Origin of the sequence: Hahella sp. NBU794 (assembly GCF_050749805.1) — a bacterium.
Taxonomy (GTDB): domain Bacteria; phylum Pseudomonadota; class Gammaproteobacteria; order Pseudomonadales; family Oleiphilaceae; genus Hahella.
In genome coordinates this window covers 681,159-707,520 of sequence record NZ_CP192738.1, presented here as the reverse complement: position 1 = coordinate 707,520, position 26,362 = coordinate 681,159, and the positions used below count along the sequence as shown (strand labels likewise).

Below are 26,362 nucleotides of genomic sequence, written 5' to 3'. Positions count from 1 at the left end.
GTTACAGCGCGGATATCGCACGGGTTTCGCCGATTTTCATAACGCGTCTCTGCGGCCCAGAGCCAGGAGCCATAAAACGGTCTCGCGGCTCCCAGAACGGCTCAGTGGTCAGTCGCACTGTGCCCCAATGCATTCCCACCAGTCGCGCCGCCTTCAGGTCCTTGCCCATTGAAACCGCTTCTTCCGGGCTGGCGTGCACCCCCGCGAAAACTTCCCGCGGCGCATAAGCGCCGATAGGCACTAGGGCGATATCATAAGGGCCGGTTAACTCGCCAATGCGCTTAAACTCATCGCCATATCCGGTATCGCCGGCGAAGAAGCACTTAACGCCCCCACCTTCTATCGCGAAGCTCGCCCACAATGTCTGGTCCGCATCCCAGAGCGAACGCCCTGAAAAGTGATAAGCCGGCAGCGCAGTGTAAAGCACCCCGTGAATACGGCAGCTCTGATACCAGTCCAACTCGACAACCTTGCGGTACCCCAGGCGGATAAAATCCGGGCGTAACCCCAAGGTTGTCACAACCTGCACATTTTCTTTGTTCTTCACCCGCGCCAGCGTCGGCGCGTCAAAATGGTCATAGTGATTGTGGGACATGACGATGACGTCGACATCCAGGTCTTCAATCTGCAGGGGCGACGCCACCAGACGCTTGGGGCCGCTGAACTGCAGAGGCGACGCCCGCTCCCCCAGAAACGGGTCCGTCAGTATTCTCTGATCCCCCAGACGCAGATAAAAGCAAGACTGCCCCAGCCAAGTCAAACTTTGTTCCGCCCGCGCCGCCGCTAACTCCGCCATCGCCGCATCACGATGCAGGCAATGATCGTGAGTGGCGCGCACCGGGTCATTGCCATGACGGAACAGCTCCCATAGGACTTTCGCCATCTCCGAGGAATGCCGGCCATCATGATGCCCTCCTGGCGGAGACCGGAAGCGACCGCCAACATGGTGGGGGCGATTGCGGTATGCGTGGGGAACATCCAGGTCCAGTATTTTGGTCATGCGCCAGTCTCTCAGTGATAATAGAAGTCTTCCGCCTCCGAACTATCCAGAGGCGTTTAGTATTAAGAATAAAGCATCCCCTGAGGCTCAATCCGTGCGTCGACGAATCAGCGCCTCCTGGGCAGTGGAGGCCACCAGCCGACCAGAACGGTCATAGATCAGGCCGCGATTAAAACCGCGTCCATGGGAGGCGCTGGGACTGTCCATCGCGTACAGCAACCAGTCATCCACGCGAAAGTCGCGATGAAACCAGACCGCATGATCCAGACTCGCCACCTGCATGCCGCGTTGGAAAAAAGAGACTCCGTGAGGGTGCAGGCTGGTTCCCAACAGACCGAAATCCGATGCATACGTCAATACGCAGTGATGCCAACGCACGCCCTCAGGCATGTCGCGCACCGCACGAAACCAGTTGTACTTTTTCGGCTCCTGCTTCTCGGGATTCAAAGGATTAACCGGATTCAACGGACGAATCTCAATCGGGCGCTCACGGGTCAGCTGTTCACGACGACTCTCAGGGATCAGATCCTTGAAACGACGACGCATCTCCAGCTCCGATACGACTCCCTCCGGCCCTGATACGTCAACCATCGGCTCCTGATGTTCAAACCCCTGTTCAGGCGTCTGGAACGAAACCATGAGAGTAAGTATTTCCTTACCATGCTGACGGGCGGCGACGCGCCTGGCGCTGAACGAGCGGCCATCACGAATCGGCGTCACCTCATAAATAATGTCATGGTCAGGGTCGCCAGCGCGCAAAAAATAGGCATGCAGGCTATGAGCGACCCGCGTCTCATCCACCGTGCGATAGGCCGCCATCAACGCCTGACCGACGACTTGACCGCCAAATACGTTTTTAAATCCCAGGTCTTCGCTTGAGCCCTGAAACAGGCAATCATCAAGCGCGCGCAGCTGCAACAAATCCAACAGTTTCTGGACTACATCGTTCATCTTGCTTTCCTGTTTGAGTAGGTCATAAAACTTTAACTGACCGCCGGCCAGCAGTAAATCAACCCGCTTTTCGGGACGGCTTGCGTCGAATTTCAAATGCTCCTAACCTAAAGCAGGTCGCCTTAGTGATAAGCGCCCCGTCCTTTTATTGACTTGGAAGACGTCTAAGTATAAAAAGCAGCCCGCAGCTATCGGGCTGGCTAACGATCAATACTACAGCTTCCGGAGACCGGCAAAATGAAAAACGCCGTCAACATCGCCTTTCCCGACCCCGCTTATTCGCACGCCTGTCCGGGCTGCGGTCGTCCAGCTCAATGCGATCTGGAGAAAGGCAAATCCACATGCTGGTGCTTCTCCCTCCCGCCTTCGGGACTGACCTCCGAGTTATTCACGGAAGGCGCGAAGTGTTACTGCAGAAGCTGTCTGAACGAGCGCCTGAAAGCCAGACAAAGTGAGACGGACGCGGCTGACTGAGCATCATTGAAGAACGCTAGCGCCGCCTTCAACTGCAGGGGGCGAGTCTGCCACCTACGTGAACCGTCAATGATTCTGAATATAATGATAATCCAGGTTTGGTAAACTTTGGCCCGGCGTCATTTTGAGCTAGTATGCCAGCCAAATAACGTACAACAGAACGACATAAGAAAAGTTCAACTGGGGAAGACAGATAGACTCTGCATTCGGCTTTGTCGCCGCCTCAAATCAAACACGGACTACCGAATAATGTTTATTTCCAAAAAGCTATATCGTCTCTTCACCGCCTCCTCTTTGGCCCTGGCTATCGCAGCCTGCAGCAGCACACCCGTGCTGAAGCAGGAGCCCGCCGCCGTTTCTCTGGATGAGGCGAAGCAGCTATACGCCCAAATGGAAACCGCGCGCGACAACGATGTGCATCTGTACGCGCCGGACGCTTATGGAAAAGCCGTGGAAGCCTATAATGAAGCGCTGGACCTTTCCCGCAGCAAACCCACTGTCGCCGCCGCCAAGGCTCAGGCTGGCCTGACTTACGCCGCCCAGGCGGAGAAGCAGGCGGACGCCGCCCGCGGAAAACTGCAGGCCATTGCGAACGCCCGTCAGGCGGCGATAGCCGTGAGCGGAGATGAGCTGCTCGGAGACGAGTTCGCTTCCGCCGACAAGCAACTGCGCGATATCGCCGGGCAACTGGAGAAGCAACCCGGCGCCGACAATAGCAAAGCCCAGACCGCCCTCGCAGGCGTATACCGAGATATCGAACTGCGCTCACTGAAACTGGACGTAACAGGCAAAGCCCGCAAGGCGATCGAACAGGCTCGCAAAGAAGATATCGACGACCGCGCGCCTAAAACCCTGCGGGTAGCGGAAGAGGAAATGTTGCTGGCCCTGTCCACACTGGAAAATGACCGCACGCAACAAGAAAAGGCTCGTCGTCACGCCAACAGCGCCCTGACCCAGGTGCAACACGCCCGCGCCATCGCCGCCCAGGCCGCAGACTTCGACGCCAAAGACGCCAGTCTGGAAGATATTTTACTCTGGCATGAGGCCAGACTGGCCGAGGCCGTGCAGCCTGTCGTTCCCGAGATTCCTTTCGAGAAAGGGCCTGCGCAGGTCAAAGAATCCATCAACGAAGCCCTGAACCGTCTACAGCAAGAAAAGCTGACCCTGCGTCATGCTTTGGCTGAAGCGGAAGTTCGAGAGGTCCAAAGCGCAGCCAGCCTGGAGACAATGAAGCAGGAAATGGATCAGAAGCTGCTGGCGGTCCAGTTGGAGACTGACGCGGCCAAACGCGCCAGCGAGGAAATCCAACGCCGCTTTGAGTTCGTGCAGGAACTGTTTACCCTGACAGAAGCCGACGTTTACCGGCAGAACGCCAATGTGCTGATCCGCGCCCACGGCTTCAAGTTCGCCTCCGGCTCCAGTGAAGTGCAACGTGACAACGTCACCCTGCTGAACAAGATCATCGACGCAATTGAAGCCTTCCCCAATTGCAAAATTCGCATTTCCGGTCATACTGACAACCGCGGCGACCGGGCCCTGAACCAGTCTCTTTCTGAGAAGCGCGCCAGCAACGTCGCCAGTTTCCTCGCCAATGTGGGCAGCATAGATTCCAGCCGGATAGAAGCAGAAGGCTTCGGAGCCTCCCGTCCGGTGGCGAACAATGACACCAAAGAAGGGCGCGCGGCTAATCGCAGAGTTGAAGTGCTGATTATCAACGACGCCAATCTACCTTAGTTCAATATTTCCTTGGTAACTTATGAAAATAGCCATTTTGTCGCGCAATCCTTCTCTTTATTCCACCTCCCGCTTGAAGGAGGCAGGTGAAAAAAGGGGGCATGAGGTGCATGTAATCGACACACTGCGTTGTTACATGAACATGGCGACCCACAAACCCACCATCCATTACCAGGGTCAGGTGCTGGAAGGGTTTGACGCCATCATTCCCCGGATCGGCGCATCCATCACTTTCTACGGCACGGCGGTATTGCGCCAGTTCGAAATGATGGGAGTATTTCCGTTGAATGAGTCCGTGGCCATCTCACGCGCCCGCGACAAATTGCGCTCATTGCAGTTGCTCTCACGCAAAGGCGTGGGCATGCCGGTCACCGGATTCGCCCACTCCCCTGACGACATTCGCGACCTGATATCCATGGTCGGCGGCGCGCCGCTGGTCATCAAGTTGCTGGAAGGCACGCAAGGCATTGGCGTGGTGCTGGCGGAAACCCGCAAGGCTGCGGAAAGCGTTATCGAAGCCTTTATGGGCTTGAAAGCCAACATTCTGGTGCAAGAGTTCATCAAGGAAGCTGGCGGCGCCGATATCCGTTGCTTCGTCGTCGGCGATAAAGTGGTCGCCGCCATGAAGAGGCAGGCTCAGCCGGGCGAATTCCGCTCCAACCTGCACCGGGGCGGTCAGGCGTCGGTGATCAAGATTACTCCCGAGGAGCGCTCCACCGCGGTAAGAGCCGCCCGCGTCATGGGCTTGAACGTCGCTGGCGTCGACTTGTTGCGCTCCAACCACGGCCCATTGGTCATGGAGGTTAACTCCTCACCAGGCCTGGAAGGCATTGAGAACGCAACCGGCAAGGATATCGCCGGTTTGATTTACGCCTTTATCGAGAAGAAGATTCAGGAGAATAAATCCAGCACCCGCACCAAAGGTCAGGGCTGAGATAACAAGGGCCCCGTTCAGTCGTTATGAATGGGGTCCAATTGCTGAGCCAGTTTCTGCTTTTCCATCACATGCGCACCGGTTAACGCAAACCCTTCCAATGCGCCCTTGGCGTTGACGAACAGGGCTTTGACGTCGCACTCTCCGGACTGCTCCACTTGCCAGTCGCCTTCCGCACCCACCGGAGGCGGAGCGACCACTACCGGACAAGCCGGCGTTTTCACCACTACCGGCATCACCCCGTAACTGACCTTGGTCGGCTCGCCCGCCAAACTCTTCGCCAGAGCTTTTGCGCATGCCATCAACGGCAGGACATACAACAGCACATGCCCGTCCACTTCCGCGCAATCGCCCAATGCATAGACATCCGGCGCGCTGGTGCGCATCTCCCGGTCCACGACGATGCCTCGGTTAACCTGAACGCCGGCATGTTTGGCGAGAGACGTACGCGGTCGCAGTCCGACGGCTGACAGCACGATATCCGCCTGCACCTTGACGCCGTTATCCAACGTCAGCGCCACGCCGTCGCCAGTATCCTCCACCGCTGTCGCCACTTGTCCCAAATGGAATACCGCGCCCTGGCCCTGCAAGCCTTTCACTACCGCATCGCCAGCGGCCTTCGGCAGCATGCCCGGTAGCGCCGTATCAGAGGGCGCAATCAGCGCCACCTCATAACCGCCTTGCAACAGGTCGTTGGCGAACTCACAGCCAATCAAGCCCGCGCCGAGAATCGCCACTCTCTTTTTCTCTTGCAAGGCTTCGCGAATGCGACGGTAATCCATCAAGTCATTCACCGCGAAAACCTTGCCTGCGCCGGAGCCGGGTATATTCAGATGAATCAGATCCGCGCCCCAGGCCAGCACCAGTTTGCTGTACTCCACCGCCTCATCCCCGATGAACAAACGATGGCCTTCCGGGTCCAGCGCCGTTACCGTGGCGAAGGTGCGCACTTCGATATTCAATTGCTCCGCCATCTTGCCGGGGTCCGCCATGGACAGTTGATCCGCGGTTTTGGCTTTAGCGAAGCCAGTGGAGAGCATCGGCTTGGAGTATGAATGGCCGTCGTCCGCTGTCAGCATCAGCACTGGCGCGTCTTTATTGAGTTTGCGGAACTCACGGGCCAGCGTATAGCCAGCGAGACCGGTTCCGATAATGACGATGGGCGCAGTATCCGGCATGACGTATCCTTTTAAGTTTCCAGTAGAGAGTGGAGCGGTTTGGAGAGCGAATTAACCGATTTGAATCATTTCAAAGTCTTCTTTGCCGACGCCGCAGTCTGGGCAAATCCAGTCTTCCGGCACATCTTCCCAGCGGGTTCCGGGAGCGATACCGTCTTCGGGCCAGCCTTCCGCCTCATCATAAATGTATCCGCACACCACACATTGCCATTTACGCATCACAGTATCCTATTCAAATTTGTCAAAAAAGCCGCAAAGAGCTTCTTATTTATGGTAAAACGCCTGATTCACAGTGAGTGCATTTATAAGGTTCCGGCCGGCATTGATCAAGTCATTCCGGGGCTAAATCGTTATACTAGGCTTTGTTGAGGCGCAGGCGTCGCCAACAAAGCCGGTAACTTTTATAAATTCTTAGAACATTCATCATCACAACGGTAACTCTCAGGTAATTCCAATGTCCCATAATATGGAAAACATGCAGCAGGTATTTCAGGAAGCAGACTGCCTATTCGACGAAACACAGGTAGACCAGGCGATTGAACGTCTGGCGCAGGAAATCACGGCGCAGCTGAAAGACAGCAACCCTTTGGTGTATTGCGTGATGACCGGCGGCGTCGTGTTCGCAGGCAAGCTGCTTCCCAAGCTGCGCTTTCCGCTGGAAGTCAGTTATATTCACGCCACCCGCTACAACAACCAGACCAGCGGCGGCGGCCTGAAATGGAAAGTGGAGCCGGCGGAAAATCTGGAAGGACGCACGGTCATCATCCTTGACGATATCCTCGATGAAGGCGCCACCCTGCACGCCATCTGCGATTACTGCCAGGACAAGAAGCCGGAGAAAGTCTACACCGCCGTGCTGGTGGACAAACAGCATGAACGTAAAGTCTACCCCGGCCAGAAGTGCGACTTCACGGGCCTGGAAGTCGCCGACCGCTACATATTCGGTTATGGCATGGACTACAAAGGCTACTGGCGCAACGCACCCGGCATCTACGCCGTAAAAGGCCTTTAAGCCAAGCCCGCCCGGGCGCTAAACCAATTCACTAACAGGCGATGTTGGTTCCTTACCTCTTATGCATGAAGCTAATCTGAGTCAGTTTTTGGTGCTGATAACCGCGGCGGTCGTTGTATCGTCGCTGTTCCGGCGCATGAACATTCCCTCTGTCCTGGCTTACCTCGCGGTGGGCCTCGGCGTCGGCCCTACCGCTTTGGGGTGGGTGGATGACGTAGAAACGATCCAGGTGCTGGCGGAGTTCGGCGTGGTGTTTCTGCTGTTCTCCCTGGGACTGGAGTTCTCTCTGGCCAAAATGATTGCTTTACGCAAGGTGGTGTTCAACCTGGGCGGTTGGCAGGTGGCGGTGAGCAGTCTGGTGATCTTTGGCATCGCCCGGCTGTTCAAAGCCAGTACGGAAGAGGCCATTATCATCGCCGGCGCCCTGGCGCTGTCCTCCACCGCGGTGGTCAGTAAAGAACTGGTGCAGCGCAATGAGCTGGGCCAGCCGCACGGCGTGATGTCGATGGGGGTGCTGCTGTTTCAGGACCTGGCGGCGGTTATCTTTTTGATTCTGATCCCGTTTTTGGCGGGCGGCTCAGACAGTTCACTGGCGGCGGCCCTGGCCATCACTCTGGGCAAAGGCGCTCTGCTATTCGCATTGATGCTGGCGATTGGTAAATACCTGCTGCCGTTTATTTTCACGGAAGTCGCCAAGTCTCACTCGGAAGAACTCTTCGTTCTGACCGTGCTGATGGTGTCTCTACTGGCGGCTGCATTGACCCACAGTTTCGGGCTATCTATGGCGCTGGGCGCGTTTATCGCCGGCATGATGCTGTCGGAGACCCACTATAAACATCAGATTGAGGCGGATATTCGCCCTTTCCGCGACCTTCTGCTGGGCCTGTTTTTTATCAGCGTAGGCATGATCGTGGACTTCCAGGAAGTGCTCGCCAACTGGCCGTGGATTATCCTCATCACTGCAATGCTCCTGCTGGCCAAGGCGACGCTGATTGGCGCCCTCGCCTATCGTCACCAGAAAGACAGAGCCGTGGCGCTGAAGACCGGTCTCTATCTGGCCCAGGGCGGCGAATTTGGTTTCGCGCTCTTCGCATTGGGCGAGAAGTTCCAGCTGATATCCAAACAAGCTGGCGCAGTGGTGATCACCACCGTCATTCTCAGTATCACATTGACGCCCTGGCTGATGAATCTGGCGCGCTATCTCAGCGCCCGCTTCCCCTCCGATAAAGCACAGGGCGTCGCTCAAACCCGCGTGGAGGCGTTGACCGACGCCTGTTCCGAGTTAGAAGGCCACGCCATTGTCTGCGGTTTCGGCCGGGTCGGGCAGACCGTCGCCCGCTTCATGCGTCGCAGCAGCATGCCCATGACCGCCGTGGACAAGGACCCTGTGCGGGTAAAAGAAGCTGCGGCCGCAGGCGAACCCGTGCACTATGGCGACTCCGAGCGGTTGGATATTCTCAAGGCGCTGGGCCTGGAGCGCTCTCGTCTGCTGATCATCACCTACGCAGATGTGGACAAGAGTCTGGCGGTCATACGCAAGGTCCGCTCCACCGGCTCCAATGTGCCTATCCTGGTGCGTACGGCGGATGACTCAAAAATGTCGTTGCTACAGGAAGCGGGAGCGACGGAAATCGTTCCGGAGACGCTGGAGGCCAGCTTGATGTTGGTGACTCAAGTGCTTACTCTTATGGGCGCGCCGGCCAGGAAGATCCATCGTCAAATCGAAGAAGTGCGCCGTAGCCGCTACAAAATGCTGCACGGTTATTACCCGGGCATTAATTCCCAGTTGGTCGGCGCTGACGGCACGCCGCTGGAAAAACTGCATGCGTTGACGCTGCCGGATGGCGCTTACAGCTGTCATCGTTCTCTGGCGCAGATGAAACTGGCCGCCTGTAATGTCGACAGTATTCGACGCGGTGATGAGGAATTCTTCGACCCTGCCGGTGATTTCATTCTGCAGCCTGGCGATACGTTGATCCTGCATGGATCGGCGGACCAGGTTGAACAGGCGGAAAACAAGTTGCTGGGCGGCTAAGCTTGAACGCAGTTGCAAACCACACACTAAATCAGGATTCTGTTTGGCTATGAAATCCCAAGGGCGTCCACTTCCATCCCTGGCGGAACAATTCAAGGCGAAATTGCCGGTATATATCGACCTCACGCGACTGAACCGCCCTATCGGAACCTATCTGTTGCTCTGGCCGACACTGTGGGCGCTATGGCTGGCCTCGGAGGGCGCTCCCTCCATCAAGAACCTGTTCATCTTCGTCTTCGGCGTACTGTTGATGCGCTCGGCAGGCTGCGTCATCAACGACTACGCCGACCGCCGCATAGATATGCACGTCGAGCGCACCAAAGGCCGTCCATTTGCGCAGAATCGAGTGACGGAAAAAGAGGCGCTCACCCTGTTCGGCGTTCTGGTGGGGGTTTCTTTCATACTGGTGCTGTTCACCAACGCGCTGACAATTTATCTCTCCGCTGGAGCGCTGGCGCTGGCTTCGACCTACCCCTTCATGAAGCGCCATACTTACCTGCCCCAAGTCGTACTGGGCGCGGCCTTCGCCTGGGGCATCCCCATGGCTTTCGCTGCAGAATTGGACACCGTTCCCCAGCAGGCATGGCTGCTGTATACCGCAACGGTGGTATGGACCGTCGCTTATGACACCATGTACGGCATGGCGGACCGGGAAGACGATCTTAAGATCGGGGTCAAATCCACCGCCATTCTATTTGGCGAGGCTGATCGCGCCGCCGTGGCGGGCCTGCAGGTATTGACGCTGGGCATCCTGTTCATGGTTGGCGCGCAATACGAGCTGGGCGTTTACTTCCAAATGTCCTTGATCGTCGCCGCCGTGCTGTTTGTGTATCAGCAGCACCTGATTCGCGCCCGCGTTTCCCAGAACTGTTTCAAGGCGTTCCTTAACAATCACTGGGTCGGCGCAGCTGTGTTTCTCGGTTTGGTTCTGGAGTTTATTTTCCGGCCCTAAAGCCCGTCCCGCCTCGCTTACAGCCCGACTGCAAACAGCCTGGCTCATTTCCATCACATTAATTAAGCGCCTGTCATATACTTGTAACAAAACGCCGTTGTAATAATTCGGCAATCGAGTATTCAAAAAGGTGTTTTGCATGGCAAGCAAACAAGTTCTCATTGTGGACGATGAGCCCGCCATCCGGGAAATGATCGCAGTCGCTCTGGAAATGGCTGACTATGACTACCTGGAGGCAGGGGACGCGCGGGAAGCGCATGCGTTGATCATTGATCAGAAGCCTGATCTTATACTGCTGGACTGGATGCTTCCCGGCGTCAGCGGCATTGAATTCGCACGCAGACTGAAGCGCGATCAAAACACCTCGGAAATCCCTCTCATCATGCTCACAGCCAAAACCGAAGAGGACAACAAAGTCCAGGGCTTGGAAGTGGGCGCAGACGATTACATCACCAAACCATTCTCTCCCAGAGAACTGGTCGCGCGTCTGAAAGCGGTGCTGCGCCGCACCGCCGTACAAGGCATGGAAACCCCCATTGAAGTCGAAGGACTGCGCCTCGATCCAGTGTGCCACCGCGTCACCGCCAAGGGCGATGCGCTCAACATGGGCCCCACGGAATACAAGCTCCTGCAGTTCTTTATGACGCATCAAGAACGGGTGTATACTCGCGGGCAGCTTTTGGATCAGGTATGGGGCGGCAACGTCTACGTGGAAGAACGCACGGTGGACGTGCATATTCGACGTTTACGCAAAGCGCTGGAGCCCAGTCATCATCATCTGGTTCAAACCGTGCGTGGGACGGGCTATCGCTTTTCGACCCGAGCGCCATAAGCGCCGCGATCCGTCTTAAAAAATAAATAATTCCAAAAGAAGTATTCATAAAACGCATGCGCAATCACTGGCGTCATTATGTACGGCTACTGGTTTACAGTTTGCTGGGCTGTATCGTTGTCGGCCTTATTATCGGTTCAGTAGCTTGGGCGCTGGTGTTCGGCCTCACCGCCTATCTGGGATGGACGCTCACCCAGGCGTTTCGCATGCACCGCTGGCTGTATCAGGCGAAAATGGAAGACCCTCCCGAGAGCCGTGGCTTATGGGGAGATCTGTTCGACGGTATTCATCGTCTCCAGGTTCAGCACTACCGCTCCCGCGATCGACTGCAAGCCATGATCGACCGCATCCAGGAGTCCACCAACGCCCTTAAAGACGCCGTCGTCATGACTAATAGCGAAGGCGCCATGGACTGGTGGAACCAATCCGCAGAGAAACTACTGGGCTTCAAGTATCCGACCGACCGGGGCCAGTTGATTTACAACCTGATCCGCACGCCCATTTTCAAGCGCTACTTCACCTCCAAGAAATACCAGGAACCGTTGATCCTCAACGCCCCCAATAATCCCAACTTGAAGTTACAGTTTCATATCACGCTGTTCGGAGAAGACGACCGCCTGCTACTGGTGCAGGACGTGACGCGGCTATATCGTCTGGAAGAGATGCGACGGGACTTCGTTTCTAACGTATCCCATGAGCTGCGTACGCCATTGACGGTCATATCCGGCTATCTGGAGACCCTCATCGACAACGCAGATGAGCTGCCGCCGCGCTGGAATCGCGCCTTGAATCAGATGCAGCAACAAGCGCAGCGTATGGAAGCCCTGGTCAATGATTTACTGCTGCTTTCCCGCATAGAGAATGACGGCTCCAACTTCAAAGCCACATTGGTGGATGTCGACAGCATGCTGCGCGCTATCTGCGACGACGCTCGCGCCCTGAGCCAGGAAAAAGGCCACCGCATAGAGCTGAATCTGGAGAGCGGCGCTGGACTTACTGGCAACGAAACGCAATTACACAGCGCTTTTTCCAATATCGTTATGAACGCAGTGAAATACACGCCTCCCAATGGTGAGATTCGGGTGCGCTGGTTCGAGGATAAGAAAGGCGTGCATTTCGCCGTAAGGGACAGCGGCATTGGCATCGATCCCCTGCATATTCCCAGACTGACGGAGCGCTTTTACCGGGCTGACCCCTCTCGCGCCGCGGACACTGGCGGCACAGGGTTGGGACTGGCGATCGTCAAACATGTCCTGATCAACCATGATGGCGAGCTGGAAATCACCAGCCACATCGGCGCAGGCAGCACCTTCACCTGCCACTTCCCTCGCAGTCGCATGGCTTCTGCGGAAGCATTGGCGGAAGCCGAGGATGTCAGAGATTAAACAGGGTTAGAATTTGGCGATAAACTTGGACAGCGACGCCATCTTATCCGGGTCTTCATCCACAAACCGAATAACGATGCTGATAAAGTCCGTGTCCACCCGCTTCTCCACCGCCTGCAGCATGTGCACGTAGCCGTTGATCCGCTCCAGAGTTTCGCCATCGTCGACTTCTATATCAACCACGGCGGGATCAAGAATCATCGGAAACTTCTGCCCCCGTTTGGCGATCACTTTCACTTCAGTCAAAGTAATAGCCTTGATCACACAGGGCAGGTTGAACTCAGCAAAGCGAATCTGCGCCAGCGCTTTCTTGCCAGAGGTTGGGTCCGGCGCTGATTTTTTGGGCGCAGTGGCGCCGCCAGTCAACAGGGCCGCACTGTCAGCAAACGGGCCTGGCGTCGCAGCTGGAGCCGAAGCCTGCTTGGCGCTGTCAGACGCCTGCATCAATACGGAAGCGGAATCAGAGCCCGGACGGGCCGAAGAGGACTTTTCGCCAGCAGCGCGTTTAAGTTTGGCGGCCAATTGCTTGTTCACTTTCTGCGCCAGCATTTCAGGACTGAAGGGTTTGCCCAGATAATCGGAAACGCCGCTCTGCACCGCTTCCACTACATGGCCACGATCCCCCCGGCTGGTCACCATAACGAAGGGCGTTTTCTTGTAGGCGTCTTGTCCACGCGCCCACTGCAACAACTCCAGTCCTGACATTTCCGGCATTTCCCAGTCGCACAGGATGAGATCATAGTGCGTCTTATTCATCAGGATCTGCGCTTTTTTCCCGTTGATGGCTTCTTCCACCGTCACCTGAGGAAAATAGGTTCGCATCGCCCGCTTGACCATATCCCGGACGAAACTCGCGTCATCAACCACCAACACCTTTAAAGCCATGTCAGAGCTACACTTTCCGTTAATCACATAACTATAAGGCTAGCACTGTCTGGCAAAATTCCCACTTTATTCAGTACTTAAGCGGCGGCGTAACGACCACGCCGCCACAGCAGGATTACCTCACCGTTACTCCTGCGCCAGAAGCGGGGTTTGCTTTGGGTAACTGACCGTGCTCCTCCAGCCAGAATTTAACGCCGCCGGCGACCGCCGCCTGCATGGACACCAAATTCACGATAGGAATCAAAGTGCTGCCCCAAACGCCTAAGCCAAAGCCCAACGTCCGGCTGCGACGCTCGCGCATGAAACGAATCACATCATCAATTTTGCGCTTGTTGTTATCCGCAGGATAATCCACAAACTCAAGCGCCATGATCCAGGAGGAGAATACCGCCCATAGCAACGGCGACACCAAGTTCACTACAGGGATGAAGCTGAGCAAAAACAACCCAAGCGCACGAGGAAGATAATAAAGAAACTTCTTTATCTCTCGCCAAACACTGGCGGGAATATTCATGATCACTTGCTTCCAAGGGGTGTCTTCATCCACCTCTTTTCCAGTCAGCAACTTCTGCGTCTGCTCCGCCAACAAACCGTAGAAGGGAGCGCCAACCAGTGTGGCGACAAACACAAAGGTGTAAAACACCAGAACGCCCACCAGAATGGCGAAAACCAGCCATACCAACCAGCGCAAGAAAGACAGCCAGTCTGGTAGCCAGCTGACCATGGCGTCCACCCAGCCGGAGAAGTAAGCGCTCATGCCCCAGATGAAGCCGATAAAGACCAATATATTGATAATCAAAGGGATAATGACAAAGACCCGCAGCTTGGGATGCTGAATCAGGCGAAACCCTTCCAGCAGGTCGTTAAAACCTTTAGCGAATAATTTCACGCTCTTTTCCTTTCTGCCTCATACAAAAAATTAGTGAGAGCCGCCGTAGCACTCAATTTAAAGGCTCCGCGCTAAGGCGAAACCGGGACGCGCTCATTTTCATTTGAAATGTCCGCAATTGACGGTAGCGCATATCCACCTGAAGCAATTGCGTCAACGCATCTCGCAGTTCAGGGTCCACGGCGCAGCCGAACATGATCGCAGATATGGCGTTGGAGGGAAACTTACAAAGGGACAATGCCTCACCATCCCAATGTATTTGCTTTTGTCCCGTATCCAGAGGGCGCAACAAGCGCCATTCCCCCTCTCCAGAAAACTCAGTGGAGCGCTGAAACAAAGGACTGAAGCCGAATGCGCCAGTCTGCGGCCGCTCGTCACAATATTCGACTTTTTTGAATGTTTGCGGGCTGTCTTGATAGTGCCCGTCCATTAGTCCCGCCTTATCAGGATCTATCTCCAGCGCGACACCTCGATGGCGATCCCCCTGAAACCGCCACAGCGCAATACTTTCAACAGATTCAAACAGACCAAGCACCCCCAACGACAGCATAAAACGAGGGCTGAGAAACAAAGGATCGCTCGCGACACCCTGCAATAATATGGCTTCTATTTCTTTGCGTTTATGCTTGGCCTGCTGCAGATAATACTCGAAGGTGACCAGACTGCTCAGATCCTCTGGAAGCGCGTCATATTGCCGCTTTACTTCCGCCACGAACTCCGCTTGAGTGATATCCCTAACCGGAGCGACCGCTAAAGGAAGTTCTGGACTCAGAAACGGATCGTGCAAGCCGGCCAGCCCATGTAAAGGCAATTTGCCCTCTCTCAAGATGGTAATGCTCAGCTTGTCGGCGTACAGATATAATTTCATGTTTTGATGCCCAGGAAGCGCTTTCCCATGTTCAGTTTGTCTCAATTATATAAAAGCTTGATCGTTCTTGGAGGACATTGGTCCACCCGTGTCGCCTTCTACGTATTGATGGTGGTGGGGCTGGTCATTGCCCTCACTCCCAACGAGTACACGCCACTGGGAACAGTGAACGATAAAATACGGCATGCATTTTCTTTCGCCGTAATGAGCGGTATGGCCATGTGGAGTCACCGCAATAGCCGGGTCGTTCATGTTTTTATCGCCATGACTTGCTACGGCCTGCTCATTGAAGGCCTGCAAAGCTTGATTCCCTACCGGGACGGCAGCCTTGGAGATATTGTGGCTAATACTATCGGCATTGCGATTGGCGTGTCCCTGGCGAACTGGCTGGTCGTCTCCGCCCGCCCACCCAAAGCCTCCTACTGAAACCGCCCACCGGATTTCCCCGGTAAGCAGGCTTCTACAGAAAATGCACTAATGTATTAGTAGTAAGACATTGACCTGAAATCTTGTGCGAAATATCTCACAAAGCCGTAGGAAATTAGCGGAAGTTACTGTAATCATTACGGATTTACTTGCTGAGACATTTCGTAATACGTTGTTTTATATAACCTTTCCAAAACAGCCTGAGTTAAGCGGCGCACTCGCTCTTGAAGATTGTCACAAAAAGGTCATTCGGCCCGAGGTATATTTACAACCGTCAAGGCAGACAAGGAAATGGAATCCAGCCAGGATGGTTTCTTCGCAGGAAGCGAAGGGAAGCAAGGATAAGGATTGATGCTTGAGGGAATTTTTGGAGTTAATCCAGGAATAAAAACAGGATAAAGTTGGCGCATAGGATGGCGCTTTACCAAGGAACGGCGGATCGGAATCCAAAACCTATTCCAAATGAGGCGACCTGATTAGTCGCCTTTTTTTTCGCCTGGGATATGGCGCCCGCTCTCGTAAATTCTCACCTCATTAAACTCTTCAAATTCATTGAGATCCGGAAACGTTCTGCCAGACGCAGTCTTCTTTAACTCATATCCAGGCGCCGACAGATTACGCACCCGCGAATCCGCTAACAGCACTTTCGACGCTTTATCCCGCCACTCCGGCAACCATTGCAGGTTGTCTCGATCATAGAGAACATCCGCCGCCGTGATCACATCAGGCTTGTCGGCAGACGGCAGCGTCTCACACACCCTCACCTGCACGCCATTCAACACCGCATTCTCCGCCGCCGCCACTTGCGCCGCCAAATCCAGGTCACAGGCCATGACGGCGGAGGCTCCCGCCAGCGCTGCGGCAATCGCCACCACGCCGGACCCCGCTCCGATGTCCCACACCGTTTTGCCCGCCACCAGCTCAGGGTGATCCAGAATATATCGCGCCAACACCTGCCCACTGGCCCAGCAAAAACTCCAGTAGGCCGGTTCAGCGACGACAGCTTGAGCCTCATCATGGGAGAGCGGTCCTTCCATCACCGCAGGGTCGAATAGATACAGACGGATTTCAGGAATAAGCGGCGGTGCAGCCACCCGCAGCGCGCTGCGAGGCAACGTGCGCTGCAGCAAAGGCAGTAATAAGTCCGACATGAGAGGTTCATCCACTACTGAACGTAAATTATCGAATAAGACGAAAATTCCAGAAAATAGCGGCCATTATGTCACAAATAGCGCCAAATCAAGGGAATCCGGTTATGAAAACTTTTCGTAGACTCTAGCTTGGAATTTGCGTCAGATTTTCGTCACACCTACGGAAATGCACTTATTGCGCGGCTAACTCCAGGATTCTGCGCGTAAAAGCGCTTGGCAGCGCGGCGGCTTCTGCTAGACTAGCGCTGTCTGGCTTCAATGTCCGCGCGCTCGCCGTCATCCTTTGCAATGCAATACCCAACCCCACCCATGCCAGGTGGCGGGCGCTGACGCATAAGAACTAAAACCGCTAAGGAGTCTTCAATGGAGAACCTAGATCAGTATTTAGATAAGGGCGTCGAACTGGTGATGGAGTACGCGCCGCAATTGTTGCTCGCCATCATTACTCTCATAGTAGGTATGTGGCTGATCAACAGAGCGCTCAAGTTCACAGATGACCGCCTGCAGAAGAAGTTTGATCCCACACTCACCAAGTTCGTGCACAGCATTGCGTCAGTAGGTCTCAAGGCGTTGCTGCTGGTCAGCGTTGCGCAAATGGTGGGCATTGAAACGACTTCCTTTATCGCCGTCTTAGGCGCCGCCGGTCTGGCTGTTGGCTTGGCTCTGCAGGGCAACCTGTCGAACTTCGCCAGCGGCATCATGATCCTGGTGTTCAAGCCTTTCAAAGTCGGCGACGTGATAGATGGAGCCGGCTACATCGGCACAGTCAGGGAAATCCAGATATTCACCACGGTCGTAATGACGCCGGATAACCGCCGGGTCATTATTCCCAACTCCAATCTGGCGAATAATCCCCTGATCAATATCGCAGCGGAAGCAACCAGACGTGTGGACATGGTATTCGGCATCAGCTACGGCGACGACATCGACAAAGCTAAAAATATAATTAAATCCATGCTGGAAGCCGATTCACGCGTGTTGAAAGATCCAGCCCCCGTGATCGCCGTCATGGCGCTGGCGGACAGCTCCGTTAATCTCGCCGTACGCCCCTGGGTCGTCACTGCGGATTACTGGCCGCTGTACTTCGACATGCATGAGAACGTGAAGAAGCGCTTCGACGAAGAAGGCGTCACCATTCCGTTCCCCCAAAGGGATGTCCACATTTATCAAGAAACTCAATAAATCCCTTAATCCCTTTTATTTTTGGAAAGTTCCCCCGAGCCGGCAGGTTCGGGAATAGATTACACAAAGAGGTGGCAATGAAAGCAAAACTACTCCCATCTATTTTACTTATGGGCGCTATTGCATCCGCGCAGCCGGCGCTTGCCGACGGTCGCGAAAAAGGTGCGTATTTCACCGGCCTGCTCGGCTACACATTCTTCGACCATGAGCGTCAAATTGAAGACGATCCGAACCTTGCTGCAGGCCTGGGTTATAACTTCACGCCAGCCATTTCCGCAGAGGTTCTCTTCGGTGGCGCAGACCTCGAAAGAAAACACAACACGGGTTACCTCAATGGCATCTTTTATCGCCTAGACGCCCTATATCACTTCAGCCCGGGCGAAGCCTGGCGTCCATATCTAGTCGGCGGCGTCGGCAACTACGCCTTTAAATACGATGAAGGCGGCAGAGACGAGGAAACCCAATACAATCTGGGCGCCGGTATCAAGCACGCCATCAGCGAATCTATGGACGTACGCTTTGACGCCCGCGGCGTGTATGGCGATGAAGACGAAACCAAAGACGCCATGCTGAACCTGGGCTTCACTTACATGTTCGCCTCCGCCGCGCCTGCTCCTAAGGATAGCGACAGAGACGGCGTATATGACGACGAAGACGCCTGCCCTGGCACGCCTTACGGTGCTAAAGTCGACGTTCGCGGATGTGAGGTGATTGGCGATGCGGACGGTGATGGCGTGACCGATGACAAAGATCAGTGCCCCAACACCAAAGCCGGCGCGCGCGTTGACGCCACAGGCTGCCCAGTTGTCGGCGACGATGACGCAGACGGCGTACCGAACGAAAAAGACCAGTGCCCGAACTCTCCGGCAGCGGCGAAAGTGGACAGCAGAGGCTGCCCTCTGGACACCGACCGTGACGGCATCACCGACGGTCTGGACGCATGCCCTGACACGCCCTATGGCGCTAAAGTGGACAACCGCGGCTGCCGTATTCAGTTAAGCGAGACGGTCACAATTACCATGAACGTCACGTTCCCCACTAACTCAGCGGCTATTCCAGAGGAGTTTGTGTCAGAAGTAGAGAAACTGGCTGAGTTCATGCGCCAGTATCCAGACACGAAAGCGGTTGTTGAAGGACACACTGACGATCGCGGGCAAGACGCCTACAACCAGAAGCTGTCTGAGAAGCGCGCCAGCGCCGTGCGTCAGATGGTCGTTGAGCGTTTCGGCATTGCTGGCGAGAGAATCTCCAGCGTCGGTTACGGCGAAGCCCGTCCGATTGGCGATAACAACACCGCAGAAGGCCGTAGCGCCAACCGTCGCGTTGTCGCAGTCGTAGAAGCGACCGTTAAAACCAATCAATAACAGCTGATTCGCCAGATAATCCAAGCAAGGGGAACTCAGGTTCCCCTTTTTATTTTCCCAACCGTTACCCAGTTCCCAACTTTCAGCCCCGCTATTTGCTGCAATCGCAACTTAATAGGCTATCTTAATTATTAAGAGCGAATGTTTCTTATCCAGGCTGGAGGTGGCTTATGCCTGTACAATCTTTGAAGAACTTCCTCGATGGACATCAAGTCCGATATGTGTCGATACAGCATTCCCCGGCTTATACCGCTCAGGAGATCGCTCAATCCGCGCATATCTGCGGGAAGATGCTCGCAAAAACCGTGATTGTCATGATGGACGGCAAGTTCGCGATGGCGGTTATGCCCGCGACATCGCGTATTCGTTGGGACCGGTTCATGCGCGCGATGGGTACGGATTTCATAGAGTTGGCGGACGAAGAGGACTTCAAAGACCATTTTGCGGAATGCGAAGTCGGCGCCATCCCCCCTTTCGGCAATCTGTACGGCATGTCCGTCTATATGGACGAGCATCTGCGCAATAACGAAGAGATCGCCTTCAGCGCAGGCACTCACAGCGAAATACTGCGCATGTCCATGAGCGCCTATGTCGACTTAGCGCGGCCGCTAATCATGAATGAAGGGTTCGTTCAGCCCAACAGCCCGCCGCTACAGCGGGTGCGGCAAGGCCGTAAACGCGCCCACAGGCACGCCTGACCCCGGAGCAGTCAATATTCGCCAGCATAGACCGGCAGCGTTGCCGATATACAAATATCTGTCGCTTATGCTGGCGGCGTTATGGCTGCACGCGGGCTTCGCCAGCGCGGAGAAGCCCACGCTGATCCTGGGCGGCCCTCCCTGGCCGCCTTACCTGGATGAAGATCAGATCCACCGTGGCCTGGCCACGGAAATCGTGGAGTCCGCCTTCAATAAAGCCGGCTACCCGGTACAGATAAAGATTTTGCCCTGGCCTCGACTATTGCGCGCAGCGGAATTCAAAGAAGTCGATGTCATGATCGGGCTCTGGTGGACGCTGGAAAGAGAAGAAGCCTTTGTCTTTTCATCCCCTTATTACGTCAACGTCATTGGTTTCGCCGCGCCGACAGAGAGCACATTCAAACCATCGCGCCTCAGCGACCTCACCAACGCCCGCATCGGCGTACGCCAAGGCGCCCGCTTTTGGAGTCCATTTGACTTCTCAACATCGCTCAACAAAATCACCGTTAATACCACGGAAAGCGCCCTCAATATGACCGCTGTCGGGCGTCTGGATCTGACCGTAGAGGATGTCAGGATTCTGCATAGCCTCATCAACCATGATGACCGGCTTAGCGAGCACCTGAAGATATTGCCTCTCCCCCTGGTGTACCGCCCTCTGCATATGGGGGTTCGTCGTAACCTGGACAACGCCGAGACCATCGTCGCCGACTTCAACGCCGCTCTGGCTGAGCTTCTGCAAAGCGGTTGGGTCGCGACCATCTATCGTCGCTACGGCATAGCGGAGAGCCCTCTGGATATCCTTACCCGCACGCCGCCTTCCATGGCGGACGAATAAGGCCCCAGAAGCCTGCGCCGAGGTTTTGCAGTCTCCTTCCCTCTTCCTCTATCATTAGGCTCCCGGCTTATCCAGCCGCCGTCCGGAACCTATTGACATTACTATGACAGACAAGGCTTCTTCCCAGCTCAGCGACGCTCCTGATTACGACGTCATCATCGTCGGCGGAGGCATGGTCGGCGCAGCTATCGCCGCAGCGTTAAAGAACACGTCGTTAAAAACGGCGGTGATAGAGAGAGAGCTGCCCGCTCCCTTCAACCCAGACGAAACTCCGGACCTGCGCGTATCCGCGATTAATTTCGCCAGCGAGCAGTTTCTCACCCAGATTGGCGCCTGGGAGCACGCTCTGCGTATGCGCGCCCATCCCTACCAACGTCTGGCGGTGTGGGAGAAACTGGGCAATCCTTTCGGCGAGCGGTTGTCGTCGGTGGTCAACAAAACAGAGTTCGACTCCCGCCAGGTTGGCCACTCTCATCTTGGTCACATCGTTGAAAACCGGGTCATTCAATTGGCGCTGCTGCGTGTGGTCGAGCAGGCGGAAAACGTAACCTTGATCAGCGGCCGGCGCATTCACGCCATCAACTTTCGCGCATCGTCGCCTGAAGTCATGCTGGATGATAAAACCCTGCTGAGCGGACGCTTAATAGTCGGCGCCGATGGCGGCTCTTCCTTGGTTCGGGAGCAGGCGCAGCTCGGGTTGCTCAGCGACGCCTATGAACAGCATGCGCTAGTGGTTAGCGTCGCCATCGCCGGCGAGCCTCAAAATATTACCTGGCAGGCATTCCGACCTAATGGGCCACTGGCGTTCCTACCCTTGTGCGCCATGGACGGCGTCGCCTACGCCTCATTGGTCTGGTACGACCAGCCCGCCAAATTAAAGGCGTTACAACAACTCTCTCAGGACGAATTTATCCGCGCCCTGCGCAAAGAGTTTCCCCGTCAGTTGCCGGAACTACGCCAAGTACTCGGCAAAGGCTCATTTCCGCTCGTGAAACGACACGCTCAACACTATGTAGCTCAGGGCGTCGCGCTGGCGGGCGACGCCGCGCATACAATTAATCCCCTGGCGGGACAGGGAGTTAACCTCGGGTTTCAGGACGCCGCCGCCCTGGCGGAGGTGATTCAACAAGCCGCAGAGCGAGGACTGAGCATCGGCGATCTGCAGACTCTGCGTCAATATGAGCGACTGCGCCGAGGAGAGAATCTTAAAATGATGACGCTGATGGATGGATTTTATTACGCCTTCAGCAACAACCTCGCCCCGGTGAAACTGGCGCGCAACCTGGGACTCGGGCTTGCGGGCCTGTTAGGACCGGCGAAACGCAAAGTCATCGCCTACGCCATGGGACTGAATGGCGCACAGACGGAACGTCCGTTGACGCGCTGACTGTCGCAGCAAAACATAACCACACCGTAAACGCAGCCAAAGGATGCAAGACCATGTCTGAAACGATTTTCAGCAAAATCATCAAACGGGAAATCCCCGCCGACATTATCTACGAGGATGAGTTCTGTCTGGCGTTCAACGACATCAACCCTCAAGCGCCAGTGCATTTCCTGGTCATTCCCAAAAAGCCCATCGCCACCATCAACGATATTGAAGAACAAGATCGTGAGTTAGTGGGCCACTTGTATATCGCCGCAGCTAAAATCGCCCAAGAAAAAGGGTTCGCCGATGACGGCTACCGTGTAGTGATGAACTGCAACGAAAACGCAGGACAGACGGTTTTCCATATCCACCTTCACGTTCTGGCGGGGAAACCTCTGGGTTGGCCGCCTTATACGGACAAACTCAAAGTCTAGGCTTGCCTTTTTAGACGATAGACAGGGTAAGTGAGCTTACCCTTTCAACCCCCTTCCGAGACCGCCAAAGGCGACTCAGATTGCAGAGCGCTGCGTTCCAGCCAGTCGCCTACACGTTGCGCCAGACTCTCTGAATGCTTGATCCAATTGAAGTGTCCTACACAGGCGCCGCCGAAATCAGCGTCCGTCAGACGCCAGTGCGTTACCTCCGCAGAAGGCATTTTGCGATACAGGTTCGCCACGGCTTCAGCCGGAGCCAGTTCATCGGACTCGAAGGAAATCGCCAGCACAGGCTTGGTGACCGCCTCCAGCAGACGCTCATAATTTATCGGGCTTCGCTCCGGGTAGTAGTCGCCAGTGCGGGCGTTGCGCGCCCAATCACGAATCAGGCGACGCGCCTCCCGCCCCGCGAAACCGATACGATCCCCCGGCATATATCCCCAGATCTCGCTGATACCACGCAGCAACTGCGTACCGGCGAGAGTCCGCAAAGGTTTGGCGTATCCTTTGTAGTAGACATTACAGGAAGCCAGCAAAATAAGCCCTGCGACAGATCCCGGCTGCTCCGCCATGTAAAGAGAGCTTAATTGTCCGCCCAGACTGTGGCCAAGCAGCCAGATCGGCGAATCCGGCAGATGCAGCCTCACACAGTCCAGCACGGCCGGCCAGTCGTATTGGATCATCTCGTAGTAGCCGAAGTTGGTGCGCCGGGAGGCGCGCACTGAGCTACTGCCATGTCCGCGCAGATCCGCCGTCACGCAGTGAACGCCGCGTGCGGCTATCGCCTCCGCCAAGGGCGAATAAAAACTGGCGCGGACGCCCATGGCGGGCATGCAGACGACCACTGGCGCCAACGCATCTTCCGTGCGATAGAGCGACAGCGTGGAACGCACTTGGTCCGGACTAATGACAGGAAGGATTTCAGGGGACATGGCGAAGGCTCTCTGGCGTCAATGTGTTCCATGCTAACATTGATAAGCAAGAAACGTGAAGACCCGGTTTCACTTCAACCGGATCTTCCCTGAACGCCGACTCAGGTTCCGTTGATGGCCAAATGTGCGGCGATAGATACGCCGTAGCCGATAAAAATGGCCCAGGACCACTTCAGGTGCGACAGGAAAGTGTAGCTGCCTTTCGACTGCCCCATCAACGCCACCCCGGCAGCCGACCCAATGGACAGCAGGCTGCCGCCAACGCCGGCGGTGAGCGTAATCAACAGCCACTGGCTGACGTCCATGTCCGGCTCCATCGATATAATCGCAAACATCACCGGAATATTATCCACAACCGCCGAGATGGTGCCCGCCACGATATTGGCGATCGTTGGCCCCCAGTTGTCATACATGCCATGAGACATCATCTGCAGGAAGCCCAGCGTCGCCAGGCCGCCTACGCAGAAAATCACGCCGAAGAAGAACAGCAGCGTGTCCCACTCCGCACGCGCCACTCTGCGGAATATATCAAACTGAATATCGTCTTCGACGGTTCCGGTTTTACGCAGAAAATACGCAAAGAACATGAGCACGGACATACCGGTCATCATGCCGAGAAACGGCGGCAAGTGGAAAAAGCGCTCAAAGCAGACCGCCGTCGCAATGGTCAACAAGAACAAAATACAGATGCGCAAGCCGCCGCGTTTGATAGGCACCAGTCCCCCATGTCCTGTTGGAACGCCATTGGGCAGGAAGAAATTCATAATCAGCGCAGGCGTCACAAAGTTCAGCACAGAGGGAATGAACAGCTCAAAGAACTCTTCAAACTGCACTTTCTTGGACGCCCACACCATCAAGGTCGTAATGTCCCCAAAAGGACTGAACGCCCCGCCTGCGTTGGCGCCCACCACCACATTAATCATCGACAGGGAAACAAACTTGGTGTCTTTGCCTCCCACCGCCATGATCACCGCGCCCATCAGCAAAGCGGTGGTCAGGTTATCCGCCACCGGCGAAATGAAAAAAGCCAGCCATCCGGTAACCCAGAACAGCTTGCGATAGCTCATACCTTTGTGAACCAGATAAGAGCGTAAGGACTCGAATACATGGCGCTCCTCCATCGCATTGATGAAAGTCATCGCCACCAAGAGAAATAGAAATAAAGCGCCGTATTCCAGCAGGTTGTGAGCGACGGCGCCGTGGATATCGTCATTGCTGCGCCCCATGTCCTGAGCGACGCTCGCCACCAACACCCAGATCAATCCAGCGGCGAAAATGACCGGCTTGGATTTCCTTAAATGCAACACTTCTTCCGCCATGACGGCGATATAAGCGACGATAAAAAGGATGACGGCGAGTATCGCCTTGGGTGAGTCGGTGGCGTCTAGAACGAGCATGCCGCCTTCAGAGGCGTAAACAGGGCCAGCCGCGCACAGCAGACCGCCCAGCAGAAGTTGCAGTTTTTTCATTCAGCTAATCCGTACTTTAGTTCTCGGTTATTTTTATTGAGCGCCCCTGTCAACGATTTACTACAAACCATCGCCTGCAGACGCAGAACATAATGAAAAACGTTGAGATTCTATGGGCTGGAATCACTTTGCGCAATTACGCTTAAGTCTCTTAGGTATTGATAGCCCTAAGGATAATCCGGATAAAACGCTGAGGTTGTTGATATGCGTCAACCCTGATGCGGAGGGAATTGGTTACAGTTCCGCACAGCGCTGGCGGATTAGCGGCAGGACTGAACTCAATGGGCTCGGTGATGTTGCAACGCCATCCGGCGCTCCATCCAGTTTCGACAGGGTGGTCGCCCGCGGGTCATCTCTCCCTCCTCCCGACCCGCGGGCAACTTATCTTTCAGGTTAGGCGTTTAACGCCACTCGCCAGCCAAAGAGCCAAAGCGGTTACTGCGCCCCAGCCAACTGATTCAGCCGTTCGCCCAGCACCTCTGAGCGCTCTTGCAACACATCAAACAACGCCGTCTTTAACACTTCCACAAAACGCGCTCCCGCGTCAGTGCGCGCGAATGCAATGTAACCCTTCATGTCTGCAAGCGGCACATCCCGATAGGTATAGAGATAATTCAGATAAACCTGCTGCCCCACCATGCCGCGCATGGAAAAGCGACGCTCTTCAATGACTCTTTTAAGCTCATGGTACGAAGGCAGCTCAGGACCTTTCACCACCGAAGTAATAGCGGCGGCCATCGCCAGTTGAATAGTGACGGTATTATCCAGCATGGAGTCCGTCGCCAGGGTGGCGCGATCATAGGCGGAAAACAGATGCTCCCGCTCACCGCCTTTGTTTTCCTCACTCAGGCGCTCCATTCTTTTCTGCGCCTCGGCATACTCCTCCGAACTCATGGCGTTGAGTTCCGCCGCCACGATTTTCTGGCCGATGGGCGAGCGATACCACTGCAAGACATGGCGCATTTCCGCTGGCGACAGCTGTTGCTCCAGGCGTCTCTCCACCTGACTTTGCAGGTCGTCCGCCTGATAAGCGCCATCCACCACCCGCTCAAACAGATCCATCAGATCTTCCGACGCGCCAGTGCGACGGATGTTGGCGCGAATCCCGGTTTTTATCATATCCGGGTAGCGCGACAGCAATTCATCCACACCGGTCTGAGCCAGCAAATTTGCGGACAACGAAGTGTCCGATTTGACGGCGAAAACAGGAGTGGAGAGTAGAATAGCGGACAGCAGACAGAAAATAGCGCGGAACAACTTCATATGAGTGCATCCCAAAAACAACGACAACAGGAAGACATGGCGAGCGGCATGAATCCGTTCGCCTGTCTTCCAGTATAGTTGTCTAAATTTTCAGCGCTTTGGAAAAC

The 26,362-nt window shown here is 55.3% G+C and carries 26 protein-coding genes; 15 read left to right on the top strand and 11 right to left on the bottom strand.

Annotated features, from left to right (window positions below; all coding sequences use genetic code 11):
• Window position 1: 1 nt before the first annotated feature.
• Together ACQYWX_RS03190 and tesB are read right to left on the bottom strand one after the other, a co-directional pair.
• Entirely contained in the window at window positions 2–1,000 is a 999-nt protein-coding gene (locus ACQYWX_RS03190) for an MBL fold metallo-hydrolase (protein ID WP_431687855.1), read from the bottom strand.
• An 87-nt stretch (window positions 1,001–1,087) separates the two neighbouring features.
• Window positions 1,088–1,951 carry an acyl-CoA thioesterase II gene (tesB, locus tag ACQYWX_RS03185; protein ID WP_431687854.1) on the bottom strand — a complete coding sequence of 288 codons (864 nt, stop codon included), beginning with the start codon at window positions 1,949–1,951 and terminating at the stop codon, window positions 1,088–1,090.
• Between the two features lie 237 nt (window positions 1,952–2,188).
• Here tesB and ACQYWX_RS03180 point away from each other — a divergent pair, with 237 nt between their 5' ends.
• The 3 genes from ACQYWX_RS03180 to rimK all read left to right on the top strand — a co-directional run bounded on the left by ACQYWX_RS03180 (window position 2,189) and on the right by rimK (window position 5,093).
• The gene (locus tag ACQYWX_RS03180) at window positions 2,189–2,425 is read left to right on the top strand and encodes a cysteine-rich CWC family protein (protein WP_431687853.1); all 237 of its coding nucleotides are present in this window, start codon (window positions 2,189–2,191) and stop codon (window positions 2,423–2,425) included.
• Window positions 2,426–2,674: 249 nt separating this feature from the next.
• Entirely contained in the window at window positions 2,675–4,159 is a 1,485-nt protein-coding gene (locus ACQYWX_RS03175) for an OmpA family protein (protein ID WP_431687852.1), read from the top strand.
• Between the two features lie 22 nt (window positions 4,160–4,181).
• Window positions 4,182–5,093 carry a 30S ribosomal protein S6--L-glutamate ligase gene (gene rimK / locus ACQYWX_RS03170; RefSeq protein WP_127968342.1) on the top strand — a complete coding sequence of 304 codons (912 nt, stop codon included), beginning with the start codon at window positions 4,182–4,184 and terminating at the stop codon, window positions 5,091–5,093.
• 17 nt (window positions 5,094–5,110) lie between these two features.
• Here the strand turns inward: rimK and ACQYWX_RS03165 are convergent, their stop codons facing one another.
• Together ACQYWX_RS03165 and rd are read right to left on the bottom strand one after the other, a co-directional pair.
• The gene (locus tag ACQYWX_RS03165) at window positions 5,111–6,271 is read right to left on the bottom strand and encodes an NAD(P)/FAD-dependent oxidoreductase (RefSeq protein ID WP_431687851.1); all 1,161 of its coding nucleotides are present in this window, start codon (window positions 6,269–6,271) and stop codon (window positions 5,111–5,113) included.
• A gap of 51 nt (window positions 6,272–6,322) precedes the next feature.
• On the bottom strand, window positions 6,323–6,490 hold the full coding sequence (gene rd / locus ACQYWX_RS03160) for a rubredoxin (protein ID WP_011394749.1): 168 nt from the start codon (window positions 6,488–6,490) through the stop codon (window positions 6,323–6,325).
• Window positions 6,491–6,725: 235 nt separating this feature from the next.
• Here rd and ACQYWX_RS03155 point away from each other — a divergent pair, with 235 nt between their 5' ends.
• The 5 genes from ACQYWX_RS03155 (at window position 6,726) to phoR (ending at window position 12,487) form a co-directional block, all read left to right on the top strand.
• Window positions 6,726–7,283 carry a hypoxanthine-guanine phosphoribosyltransferase gene (locus ACQYWX_RS03155; RefSeq protein ID WP_216739364.1) on the top strand — a complete coding sequence of 186 codons (558 nt, stop codon included), beginning with the start codon at window positions 6,726–6,728 and terminating at the stop codon, window positions 7,281–7,283.
• A 61-nt stretch (window positions 7,284–7,344) separates the two neighbouring features.
• Entirely contained in the window at window positions 7,345–9,318 is a 1,974-nt protein-coding gene (locus ACQYWX_RS03150) for a monovalent cation:proton antiporter-2 (CPA2) family protein (protein WP_431687850.1), read from the top strand.
• A 49-nt stretch (window positions 9,319–9,367) separates the two neighbouring features.
• Window positions 9,368–10,270 carry a 4-hydroxybenzoate octaprenyltransferase gene (gene ubiA / locus ACQYWX_RS03145; protein ID WP_216739366.1) on the top strand — a complete coding sequence of 301 codons (903 nt, stop codon included), beginning with the start codon at window positions 9,368–9,370 and terminating at the stop codon, window positions 10,268–10,270.
• A gap of 139 nt (window positions 10,271–10,409) precedes the next feature.
• The gene (gene phoB / locus ACQYWX_RS03140) at window positions 10,410–11,102 is read left to right on the top strand and encodes a phosphate regulon transcriptional regulator PhoB (RefSeq protein WP_011394745.1); all 693 of its coding nucleotides are present in this window, start codon (window positions 10,410–10,412) and stop codon (window positions 11,100–11,102) included.
• Window positions 11,103–11,158: 56 nt separating this feature from the next.
• Entirely contained in the window at window positions 11,159–12,487 is a 1,329-nt protein-coding gene (phoR, locus tag ACQYWX_RS03135; RefSeq protein WP_431687849.1) for a phosphate regulon sensor histidine kinase PhoR, read from the top strand.
• 6 nt (window positions 12,488–12,493) lie between these two features.
• Here the strand turns inward: phoR and ACQYWX_RS03130 are convergent, their stop codons facing one another.
• From ACQYWX_RS03130 to ACQYWX_RS03120, 3 genes are all read right to left on the bottom strand, one after another.
• Window positions 12,494–13,372 (bottom strand): response regulator, encoded by an 879-nt coding sequence (locus ACQYWX_RS03130; protein WP_279504020.1) that lies wholly within the window; start codon window positions 13,370–13,372, stop codon window positions 12,494–12,496.
• A 115-nt stretch (window positions 13,373–13,487) separates the two neighbouring features.
• On the bottom strand, window positions 13,488–14,261 hold the full coding sequence (gene cysZ, locus ACQYWX_RS03125) for a sulfate transporter CysZ (protein ID WP_431687848.1): 774 nt from the start codon (window positions 14,259–14,261) through the stop codon (window positions 13,488–13,490).
• Between the two features lie 52 nt (window positions 14,262–14,313).
• Entirely contained in the window at window positions 14,314–15,129 is an 816-nt protein-coding gene (locus tag ACQYWX_RS03120; protein WP_216739370.1) for a DUF2971 domain-containing protein, read from the bottom strand.
• Window positions 15,130–15,156: 27 nt separating this feature from the next.
• Here ACQYWX_RS03120 and ACQYWX_RS03115 point away from each other — a divergent pair, with 27 nt between their 5' ends.
• Complete coding sequence (locus tag ACQYWX_RS03115) at window positions 15,157–15,555, top strand: VanZ family protein (RefSeq protein WP_431687847.1); 399 nt, start codon at window positions 15,157–15,159, stop codon at window positions 15,553–15,555.
• A 476-nt stretch (window positions 15,556–16,031) separates the two neighbouring features.
• On the opposite strand, the gene ACQYWX_RS03110 is transcribed toward ACQYWX_RS03115, so the two are convergent.
• Complete coding sequence (locus ACQYWX_RS03110) at window positions 16,032–16,706, bottom strand: class I SAM-dependent methyltransferase (RefSeq protein WP_431687846.1); 675 nt, start codon at window positions 16,704–16,706, stop codon at window positions 16,032–16,034.
• A gap of 363 nt (window positions 16,707–17,069) precedes the next feature.
• Between ACQYWX_RS03110 and ACQYWX_RS03105 the strand changes: the two genes are divergently transcribed.
• The 6 genes from ACQYWX_RS03105 (at window position 17,070) to ACQYWX_RS03080 (ending at window position 22,591) form a co-directional block, all read left to right on the top strand.
• A complete protein-coding gene (locus ACQYWX_RS03105) occupies window positions 17,070–17,888 on the top strand; it encodes a mechanosensitive ion channel family protein (protein ID WP_216739373.1) in 819 nt (272 codons plus the stop codon).
• Between the two features lie 77 nt (window positions 17,889–17,965).
• The gene (locus ACQYWX_RS03100; protein ID WP_216739374.1) at window positions 17,966–19,252 is read left to right on the top strand and encodes an OmpA family protein; all 1,287 of its coding nucleotides are present in this window, start codon (window positions 17,966–17,968) and stop codon (window positions 19,250–19,252) included.
• A 170-nt stretch (window positions 19,253–19,422) separates the two neighbouring features.
• Window positions 19,423–19,950 carry an aminoacyl-tRNA deacylase gene (locus ACQYWX_RS03095; RefSeq protein WP_127968330.1) on the top strand — a complete coding sequence of 176 codons (528 nt, stop codon included), beginning with the start codon at window positions 19,423–19,425 and terminating at the stop codon, window positions 19,948–19,950.
• Window positions 19,871–20,788: a substrate-binding periplasmic protein gene (locus tag ACQYWX_RS03090; RefSeq protein ID WP_431687845.1), complete on the top strand. Its 918-nt coding sequence runs from the start codon at window positions 19,871–19,873 to the stop codon at window positions 20,786–20,788. The genes ACQYWX_RS03095 and ACQYWX_RS03090 overlap by 80 nt, the downstream gene beginning before the upstream one ends.
• A gap of 103 nt (window positions 20,789–20,891) precedes the next feature.
• Complete coding sequence (locus ACQYWX_RS03085; protein ID WP_431687844.1) at window positions 20,892–22,175, top strand: FAD-dependent monooxygenase; 1,284 nt, start codon at window positions 20,892–20,894, stop codon at window positions 22,173–22,175.
• A 53-nt stretch (window positions 22,176–22,228) separates the two neighbouring features.
• Window positions 22,229–22,591: a histidine triad nucleotide-binding protein gene (locus ACQYWX_RS03080; protein WP_216739377.1), complete on the top strand. Its 363-nt coding sequence runs from the start codon at window positions 22,229–22,231 to the stop codon at window positions 22,589–22,591.
• A gap of 44 nt (window positions 22,592–22,635) precedes the next feature.
• Here the strand turns inward: ACQYWX_RS03080 and ACQYWX_RS03075 are convergent, their stop codons facing one another.
• The 3 genes from ACQYWX_RS03075 to ACQYWX_RS03065 form a co-directional block, all read right to left on the bottom strand.
• Window positions 22,636–23,523, bottom strand: a complete 888-nt coding sequence (locus tag ACQYWX_RS03075) for an alpha/beta hydrolase family protein (RefSeq protein WP_431687842.1) — start codon at window positions 23,521–23,523, stop codon at window positions 22,636–22,638.
• Between the two features lie 101 nt (window positions 23,524–23,624).
• Complete coding sequence (gene nhaD / locus ACQYWX_RS03070; protein WP_216739379.1) at window positions 23,625–24,992, bottom strand: sodium:proton antiporter NhaD; 1,368 nt, start codon at window positions 24,990–24,992, stop codon at window positions 23,625–23,627.
• A 435-nt stretch (window positions 24,993–25,427) separates the two neighbouring features.
• Window positions 25,428–26,255: a DUF2059 domain-containing protein gene (locus ACQYWX_RS03065; protein WP_431687840.1), complete on the bottom strand. Its 828-nt coding sequence runs from the start codon at window positions 26,253–26,255 to the stop codon at window positions 25,428–25,430.
• Between the last annotated feature and the right edge of the window lie 107 nt (window positions 26,256–26,362).

What these genes read in the sequence shown, in the direction of transcription:
- ACQYWX_RS03120 (WP_216739370.1), bottom strand. Translation starts at nt 15,129, where the DNA reads ATGAAATTATATCTGTACGCCGACAAGCTGAGCATTACCATCTTGAGA.
- ACQYWX_RS03115 (WP_431687847.1), top strand. Translation starts at nt 15,157, where the DNA reads ATGTTCAGTTTGTCTCAATTATATAAAAGCTTGATCGTTCTTGGAGGA.
- ACQYWX_RS03065 (WP_431687840.1), bottom strand. Translation starts at nt 26,255, where the DNA reads ATGAAGTTGTTCCGCGCTATTTTCTGTCTGCTGTCCGCTATTCTACTC.
- ACQYWX_RS03100 (WP_216739374.1), top strand. Translation starts at nt 17,966, where the DNA reads ATGAAAGCAAAACTACTCCCATCTATTTTACTTATGGGCGCTATTGCA.
- ACQYWX_RS03090 (WP_431687845.1), top strand. Translation starts at nt 19,871, where the DNA reads ATGAAGGGTTCGTTCAGCCCAACAGCCCGCCGCTACAGCGGGTGCGGC.
- ACQYWX_RS03105 (WP_216739373.1), top strand. Translation starts at nt 17,070, where the DNA reads ATGGAGAACCTAGATCAGTATTTAGATAAGGGCGTCGAACTGGTGATG.
- ACQYWX_RS03075 (WP_431687842.1), bottom strand. Translation starts at nt 23,523, where the DNA reads ATGTCCCCTGAAATCCTTCCTGTCATTAGTCCGGACCAAGTGCGTTCC.
- phoR (WP_431687849.1), top strand. Translation starts at nt 11,159, where the DNA reads ATGCGCAATCACTGGCGTCATTATGTACGGCTACTGGTTTACAGTTTG.
- rd (WP_011394749.1), bottom strand. Translation starts at nt 6,490, where the DNA reads ATGCGTAAATGGCAATGTGTGGTGTGCGGATACATTTATGATGAGGCG.
- ubiA (WP_216739366.1), top strand. Translation starts at nt 9,368, where the DNA reads ATGAAATCCCAAGGGCGTCCACTTCCATCCCTGGCGGAACAATTCAAG.
- ACQYWX_RS03155 (WP_216739364.1), top strand. Translation starts at nt 6,726, where the DNA reads ATGTCCCATAATATGGAAAACATGCAGCAGGTATTTCAGGAAGCAGAC.
- ACQYWX_RS03080 (WP_216739377.1), top strand. Translation starts at nt 22,229, where the DNA reads ATGTCTGAAACGATTTTCAGCAAAATCATCAAACGGGAAATCCCCGCC.
- nhaD (WP_216739379.1), bottom strand. Translation starts at nt 24,992, where the DNA reads ATGAAAAAACTGCAACTTCTGCTGGGCGGTCTGCTGTGCGCGGCTGGC.
- ACQYWX_RS03110 (WP_431687846.1), bottom strand. Translation starts at nt 16,706, where the DNA reads ATGTCGGACTTATTACTGCCTTTGCTGCAGCGCACGTTGCCTCGCAGC.
- ACQYWX_RS03130 (WP_279504020.1), bottom strand. Translation starts at nt 13,372, where the DNA reads ATGGCTTTAAAGGTGTTGGTGGTTGATGACGCGAGTTTCGTCCGGGAT.
- ACQYWX_RS03095 (WP_127968330.1), top strand. Translation starts at nt 19,423, where the DNA reads ATGCCTGTACAATCTTTGAAGAACTTCCTCGATGGACATCAAGTCCGA.
- ACQYWX_RS03150 (WP_431687850.1), top strand. Translation starts at nt 7,345, where the DNA reads ATGCATGAAGCTAATCTGAGTCAGTTTTTGGTGCTGATAACCGCGGCG.
- ACQYWX_RS03085 (WP_431687844.1), top strand. Translation starts at nt 20,892, where the DNA reads ATGACAGACAAGGCTTCTTCCCAGCTCAGCGACGCTCCTGATTACGAC.
- tesB (WP_431687854.1), bottom strand. Translation starts at nt 1,951, where the DNA reads ATGAACGATGTAGTCCAGAAACTGTTGGATTTGTTGCAGCTGCGCGCG.
- ACQYWX_RS03190 (WP_431687855.1), bottom strand. Translation starts at nt 1,000, where the DNA reads ATGACCAAAATACTGGACCTGGATGTTCCCCACGCATACCGCAATCGC.
- ACQYWX_RS03180 (WP_431687853.1), top strand. Translation starts at nt 2,189, where the DNA reads ATGAAAAACGCCGTCAACATCGCCTTTCCCGACCCCGCTTATTCGCAC.
- rimK (WP_127968342.1), top strand. Translation starts at nt 4,182, where the DNA reads ATGAAAATAGCCATTTTGTCGCGCAATCCTTCTCTTTATTCCACCTCC.
- phoB (WP_011394745.1), top strand. Translation starts at nt 10,410, where the DNA reads ATGGCAAGCAAACAAGTTCTCATTGTGGACGATGAGCCCGCCATCCGG.
- ACQYWX_RS03175 (WP_431687852.1), top strand. Translation starts at nt 2,675, where the DNA reads ATGTTTATTTCCAAAAAGCTATATCGTCTCTTCACCGCCTCCTCTTTG.
- ACQYWX_RS03165 (WP_431687851.1), bottom strand. Translation starts at nt 6,271, where the DNA reads ATGCCGGATACTGCGCCCATCGTCATTATCGGAACCGGTCTCGCTGGC.